The organism is Microcystis sp. M165S2, assembly GCF_020245885.1.
Taxonomy (GTDB): Bacteria; Cyanobacteriota; Cyanobacteriia; order Cyanobacteriales; family Microcystaceae; genus Microcystis.
Genome location: NZ_JADBTZ010000100.1, coordinates 1 through 5,819 on the forward strand (window position 1 = coordinate 1; position 5,819 = coordinate 5,819).

Genomic DNA, 5,819 nt, shown 5'->3' on the forward strand with positions numbered 1-5,819 from the left:
CAAAGGAGATATTAAAACTCTTGATCAGAAAGTCGAAACAATGGATAAACGACTGGAAAAAGTCGAAGATAGTTATGCAATCCTAGTTAAAGATATTGCGGACTTGAAAGGGTTTAAATCCCTGATTATCCCCATGGTTGTAGCTTTTTTAAGTGCCGTGGTAACTTTGGGATTGCGCGGCTTTTTTCTTGGCAATAAACCTTAAATATATCAGGGGATATTTTAATCATCAAGTTTATTTTGCACTCTACCAATAAAATCCATGAGTTTTTGTATTAATCCTCATTGTCCTAAACCGAAAACTATCACGGAGAGTCGTTACTGTCAATCCTGTGGTTCCGACTTGCTTTTAAATGGTAAATATCGAGTCACAAATTTATTGAGTGCCAAAGGTGGATTTGGTAATACCTATGAAGTGATAGATGAACATAAAATACCCAAAGTATTAAAAGTTCTTACCTACGATTCCAGCAAAGCTATTGATTTATTTCAACAGGAAGCTAATCTTTTAAAACAATTAAATCACCCCGGTATTCCCAAAGGAGAAAACTATTTTATTTATCATCCCCGGGAGAGTCAAACTGCTTTACACTGTTTAGTCATGGAGAAAATTGCTGGTATTGACTTAGAAGAATATCAAAAACAAAGAGGATTTAAACCGATTGATTATAATCTCGCTTTGGATTGGTTAACTCAGTTAGCCAATATTCTCCACGAAGTTCATAAACATAAATTCTATCATCGCGACATCAAACCCTCTAATATTATCTTAAAACCCGATAGTCAATTAGTTTTAATTGATTTTGGGGCAGCGCGACAAGTAACTAAAACCGTCCTAGCAGGAGGCAAAAATACAGGAATTTATACCCCCGGATATGCTCCCCCTGAACAATCTCGTGGTCACTCTGTCCCCCAATCAGACTTTTATGCTTTGGGCAAAACTTTCGTCTTTTTGTTAACCGGTAAAGAACCCAGTGACCCGAAAATTTATAATATTAATACCAATGAATTTAACTGGCGTAAATATACCCCAAAAATTCCTTCTCGATTAGCAGATTTTATCGATAATTTAATGGCAGAAAAACCTATTGATCGACCTAAAGATACCAAAACTTTGCTAAAAATTATTACTGATATTAAAGCCAATCCCCATCAAACTAAAAAAACTAAAAATTCTTCTCTTGAAAAACCTAAAATTATTCCTATTCCCAATCCTGCACTTATTTCTTTACTAGCTGCAATTTCTCCCAGTTATGCTGGGTTTTGGCTCCGTTTAAAAGCCTCTTTAATTGATTCTTTTATCGTTCTTATTATCGCCGCTTTATTAGGTGGTTATATCTGTTTTCGCTTACAACAATGGTCAACTTTTCAAGATTTAAACCTTAATTTTGATATAGCCAAAGAAATCTGGGTTTACTACGCAGCAGGATTAAGTGCAGCTGGAACAACAATTTTTGGTTTTGCTTTATTTATAGCGGCAATTATCTATAATATTCAAGCCAAAATTAACTTTACTCACGAACATATTGCCATCCTGACTGCTCTCGGTTTAGGAATAGTTATTAAATGGTTATATTATGTTTTCTTAGAATATCTTTTTAAAGCCACTATTGGTAAAATGTTTTTTGATTTATCCGTCACCGATAGCGAAGGAAGACGCATATCTTTTGCGAGAGCAAATCGCCGCTACTTACTAAAATGTCTCTCCACTGCTCCCTTATATTTGGGCTTTTTACTGGCAGCCTGGACAAAGAAAAAACGCACCCTTCATGACATGATTTCTGGTACACAAATCCGCAAAAAACAGTAACCAGATACTAGAAAAGTAGGGAGATGAGAGCGGGACAATAGGATAAAATCAACTACAATAGGGACAAGATATTCCTGCTTGGTAATTGGGAGATTGTTTATCTTTTTCATCGATGGGATGACCGCAAGCGGGACACATTTCATAATGTCCTACCTCTAAATTAGCTGTTAGTGCCACTCTTTGATCGAAAACGAAACATTCTCCTTGCCAAAGACTTTGATCGGGACTAACTTCTTCTAAGTATTTCAAAATACCTCCCTCTAGCTGATAAACTTGAGAAAAGCCTTGATTTAATAAAAAAGCTGCCGCCTTTTCACAGCGAATTCCCCCCGTACAAAAAAGAGCTATTTTTTTATCGTTAATACTATCAAAATTGTCCTGAATATACTCAGGAAATTGGCGAAAATGCCCTATTTCCGGGTTAAGCGCTCCCGCAAAAGTACCGATCGCCACTTCATAATTATTACGAGTATCGATAACTACCACGTCCGGCTCTTTCAGCAATTGATTCCACTGTTCAGTTTTGAGATGAATTCCTGTTTTTTCGAGAGGATTAGCCTTGGGTTGACCAAAAGTCACGATTTCCTTTTTTAAGCGAATTTTTAAGCGTTGAAAGGGCAAATAATCGCAAACAGACTCTTTCACCTCTAGATTCGCTAAACGAGTATCGGTTTTTAACCAACTAATCACCTCGGCGATCGCTTGACTGTTCCCGGCGATCGTTGCGTTAATCCCCTCGGCTGCCAGAAGAATAGTTCCTTTAATTCCTCTTTCTTGGCAGTATTTTTGTATTTCTGGCTGTTTTTGGCGATAATCTGACAAAGCCACAAACTGGTAAAAAGTGGCGACTAGATAAGACATGGCAGGCAAGGGAAAAATTTACTTGTAATATTTTTCACTATAGGTTATAATAACGAGAGTGTCTCAAAAACCAGATCGGGGGTTTAGCTCAGTTGGTAGAGCGCCTGCTTTGCAAGCAGGATGTCAGCGGTTCGAGTCCGCTAACCTCCATAGCATATCCTCCATAGTTTCCCTTTTGCTTGGTGATTAGCTCAAGTCTTTTTGGGGAGACAATTAGCTAGTTAATTATTAAATGATGTCTCGTACCTATCAAGCTACTGGAATCAATCTGCAAGGAATGGCCTTCGGAGAGGCCGATCGCCTCTTAACTATTTTGACCGCCGAATATGGTTTAATTAGAGCCATCGCTCCCGGTGCGCGCAAGTATAAATCTTCCCTGCGGGGTAGAAGTGAACTATTTGTGGTCAATAATCTGTTAATAGTCGCAGGAAAATCCCTAGATAAGGTCGTTCAAGCTGAAACTATCGAATCTTATCCCAAATTAAGTCAAAATCTCGCCAAACTCACCGTTAGTCAATACCTCTGTGAACTGGTTTTGGCGATCGCCCTGAGCGAACAACCCCAGAGGGAATTATACGAATTAATCTGCAGCCATCTGGCCAGAATTGAAGTCCTCGACGAAAATCAATACATACTTCCCTATCTTTGTCAAGCAATTTTTCATTTCTTAATAATTGCTGGCTTAGTGCCGCAAGTCCATAACTGCCTGTTGACGGGAAAAGCTTTAATTAGGGACAATTGCCTAGGATTCAGTTTCGAGGCAGGGGGAATAATAGATCTAGCTGCCCTCACAGAAACAATCAACCCGCCCAAAATCGATAGTAAACTGACGCAGCAAGAACTGCAATTACTGCAATGCCTAGGAAAAACAGATTTTCCCCCAGAAGAAAACCTTACCTCAGAACTAGCTTGGATTAACCTCGATCGCCTGCTGCGCCGCTATACTCAGTATCATCTGGGAAAAACTTTTCGCTCCTCGGCATTAGTTGAGGGTTTATCTCCCTTAGAATTTTAAACAGATAGCAACAATCATCATAATGCAACTGTTTGACTCAGAAACTGACGACGCTACGTCTAGCGACTCCTCCACTCCTGTTTTTAATTCTTCCGATTCCTCACCGAGGCAATCCGACGCAGAAACCATGAACCGCTTGCCTAAACGTGCGCCCAAATCCAATCCTAGTCAGGGTTTTGCCCCAGTGCTAAAAAACCCGCGCTTTCTCATTCTCTGGGCGGGGGGAATTTTTTCCCAATTAGCGGATAAATTCTATTTAGTCCTGATGATCTCCCTAATTGCCACCCATTACCAAAAAGCCGATCAGTCAATTAGTGGCTGGGTATCGGCGATAATGATTGCTAATACAATTCCGGCGGTGTTAGTGGGTTCGGTGGCGGGTGTATATGTTGATAGATGGTTAAAAAAACAAGTTTTAGTTATTTCTAACCTTTTACGCGGGGCTTTTGTCCTCCTCATTCCCCTATTATTATGGTTAGTGCGCGAGCAAACTTTAGCCGTTCCCCTCGGTTGGTTGCCTGACGGGTTAAGAAATTGGCATTACCGGCTACAAGGAGAATTTAACTTACCCTTCGGTTTTTTCCTGTTGTTAGTCATTACTTTTCTTGTCTCCACCTTAACCCAATTTTTTGCCCCCGCCGAACAATCTACCCTGCCATTAGTAGTAAAACGTCGTCATCTTTTGCCAGCTAATTCCCTCAACACTTTAACCACCATGGCGGTATTAATTATCGGTTTTGCCATCGGTGAACCTTTATTAGCTTTTGCTGATAGTATTTTCGGCACCAGAGCCGGACAATTTGATATTGGCAAAGTGATGATTGTCGGTGCTTTTTATATAATTGCCGGTTTAATTCTAATTATCCTGCGAACTAACGAAAAATATGTCATTCCTACCGCAGAACAGCCCCATGTTTGGGAAGATATCCGCGACGGCATTCGTTACCTCAACAAAAATCATAAAGTTCGTAATGCTCTGATTCAATTAGTCATCTTATTCTGTATTTTTGCTGCTCTATCGGTATTAGCCGTCAGTATGGCCGAAAAACTACCCGGGTTAAAAGCTTCTCAATTTGGCTTTTTATTAGCCTCCTGTGGTGCAGGAATGGCAGTTAGTGCGATTACCCTAGGTTATTGGGGTCAAAAATTCTCCCACACCCAATTAAGTCTCTGGGGTTCCCTGGGTATGGCGGCAGCTTTAATCGGTTTATCTCTAGCCACAAAGAGTTTAATTTTAGCCTTCGCTATGACCGCTTTATTGGGCATTTTTGCAGCTTTAGTCGGGGTTCCCATGCAAACTACCCTACAGGCAGATACACCCCCCGAAATGCGCGGTAAAGTCTTTGGTTTAGAAAATAATGCCGTTAATATTGCCCTCTCTTTACCCTTAGCTGTTGCGGGTATCGCCGAAACTCAATTCGGACTCCGACCGGTACTATTAGCTTTAGCAGTTATGGCAGTTATCGGCGGTGGTTTTACTTGGTATGTTTCTCGCTCAGTAAACAGTAAACAGTAAACAGTAAACAGTTATCAGTTAGCAGTAAATGGTTCCCATTCTAGTGCCTTTTTTGCCACCTCGACAGTGACAAAGATTGTTAAAAGTTTCGAGGGTTTGATCGAGTTGCAAGCGAACCAACCGATAATCGCACCCAATATCAAAAAAGCGATTGAGCGCCAGTTTTTCAGTTCCCCTACTTTTTCGGCAAGATCGGCTGTTTTGTCCATCGACGGTTTCCAATCTTCTAGACGGGTTTCGATCGAGGTGAGCCGCTTATCGATATTTTCTGTTTTTGCACTCAGAGACTTGATGTCTGACTTGATTTCTGATTGTCCATTTTCTAGGCTAGTTAATCGGGACTCGATCGCTCTCATACCACCAACGATTAAATCTTCCAACCTTTTCAGATCATTCTCGGTAACTGCTGTCATGGGTTAAACTCCTCGAAGCTGATTTTTTTGCCCCAACCCGATGCCGGTCGAGTTAGCGATAACTTTAATTAGGGTCTGCTGAATAAATCTAAAAACCTTGTTGGGTAAGACTTTTAGACTTTTTGTCAATCAAAAAGTACCAGGCATGGGAGTGATCAGGGGGAAAATTCAGGTACTTTTTCCCTGAAAATTAGGTAGTTGACC

Annotated in this window: 4 protein-coding genes, 1 tRNA gene and 2 pseudogenes; 5 read left to right on the forward strand and 2 right to left on the reverse strand. The window is 40.5% G+C overall.

Features of this window, described 5'->3' with window-relative positions; all coding sequences use genetic code 11:
• Both IM479_RS05365 and IM479_RS05370 read left to right on the forward strand, forming a co-directional pair.
• Positions 1–205 (forward strand): annotated as a pseudogene (locus tag IM479_RS05365) (hypothetical protein); the annotation flags it as partial.
• A gap of 57 nt (positions 206–262) precedes the next feature.
• Positions 263–1,810, forward strand: coding sequence for a protein kinase domain-containing protein (locus IM479_RS05370; RefSeq protein WP_287684722.1), 1,548 nt, complete (start codon positions 263–265; stop codon positions 1,808–1,810).
• A gap of 48 nt (positions 1,811–1,858) precedes the next feature.
• Here IM479_RS05370 and trhO read toward each other — a convergent pair whose 3' ends face one another.
• Positions 1,859–2,671, reverse strand: coding sequence for an oxygen-dependent tRNA uridine(34) hydroxylase TrhO (gene trhO / locus IM479_RS05375; protein WP_286826757.1), 813 nt, complete (start codon positions 2,669–2,671; stop codon positions 1,859–1,861).
• Between the two features lie 77 nt (positions 2,672–2,748).
• Between trhO and IM479_RS05380 the strand changes: the two genes are divergently transcribed.
• From IM479_RS05380 to IM479_RS05390, 3 genes are all read left to right on the forward strand, one after another.
• Positions 2,749–2,821: transfer RNA gene (locus IM479_RS05380), tRNA-Ala, on the forward strand.
• Between the two features lie 82 nt (positions 2,822–2,903).
• On the forward strand, positions 2,904–3,686 hold the full coding sequence (gene recO / locus IM479_RS05385) for a DNA repair protein RecO (RefSeq protein WP_287684724.1): 783 nt from the start codon (positions 2,904–2,906) through the stop codon (positions 3,684–3,686).
• A gap of 22 nt (positions 3,687–3,708) precedes the next feature.
• Complete coding sequence (locus IM479_RS05390) at positions 3,709–5,202, forward strand: MFS transporter (RefSeq protein ID WP_287684726.1); 1,494 nt, start codon at positions 3,709–3,711, stop codon at positions 5,200–5,202.
• Between the two features lie 116 nt (positions 5,203–5,318).
• Here IM479_RS05390 and IM479_RS05395 read toward each other — a convergent pair.
• Positions 5,319–5,615: pseudogene (locus tag IM479_RS05395) on the reverse strand (hypothetical protein); the annotation flags it as partial.
• Between the last annotated feature and the right edge of the window lie 204 nt (positions 5,616–5,819).

Coding starts and splice junctions, on each gene's coding strand:
- IM479_RS05370 (WP_287684722.1), top strand. CDS start 263: ATGAGTTTTTGTATTAATCCTCATTGTCCTAAACCGAAAACTATCACG.
- trhO (WP_286826757.1), bottom strand. CDS start 2,671: ATGTCTTATCTAGTCGCCACTTTTTACCAGTTTGTGGCTTTGTCAGAT.
- recO (WP_287684724.1), top strand. CDS start 2,904: ATGATGTCTCGTACCTATCAAGCTACTGGAATCAATCTGCAAGGAATG.
- IM479_RS05390 (WP_287684726.1), top strand. CDS start 3,709: ATGCAACTGTTTGACTCAGAAACTGACGACGCTACGTCTAGCGACTCC.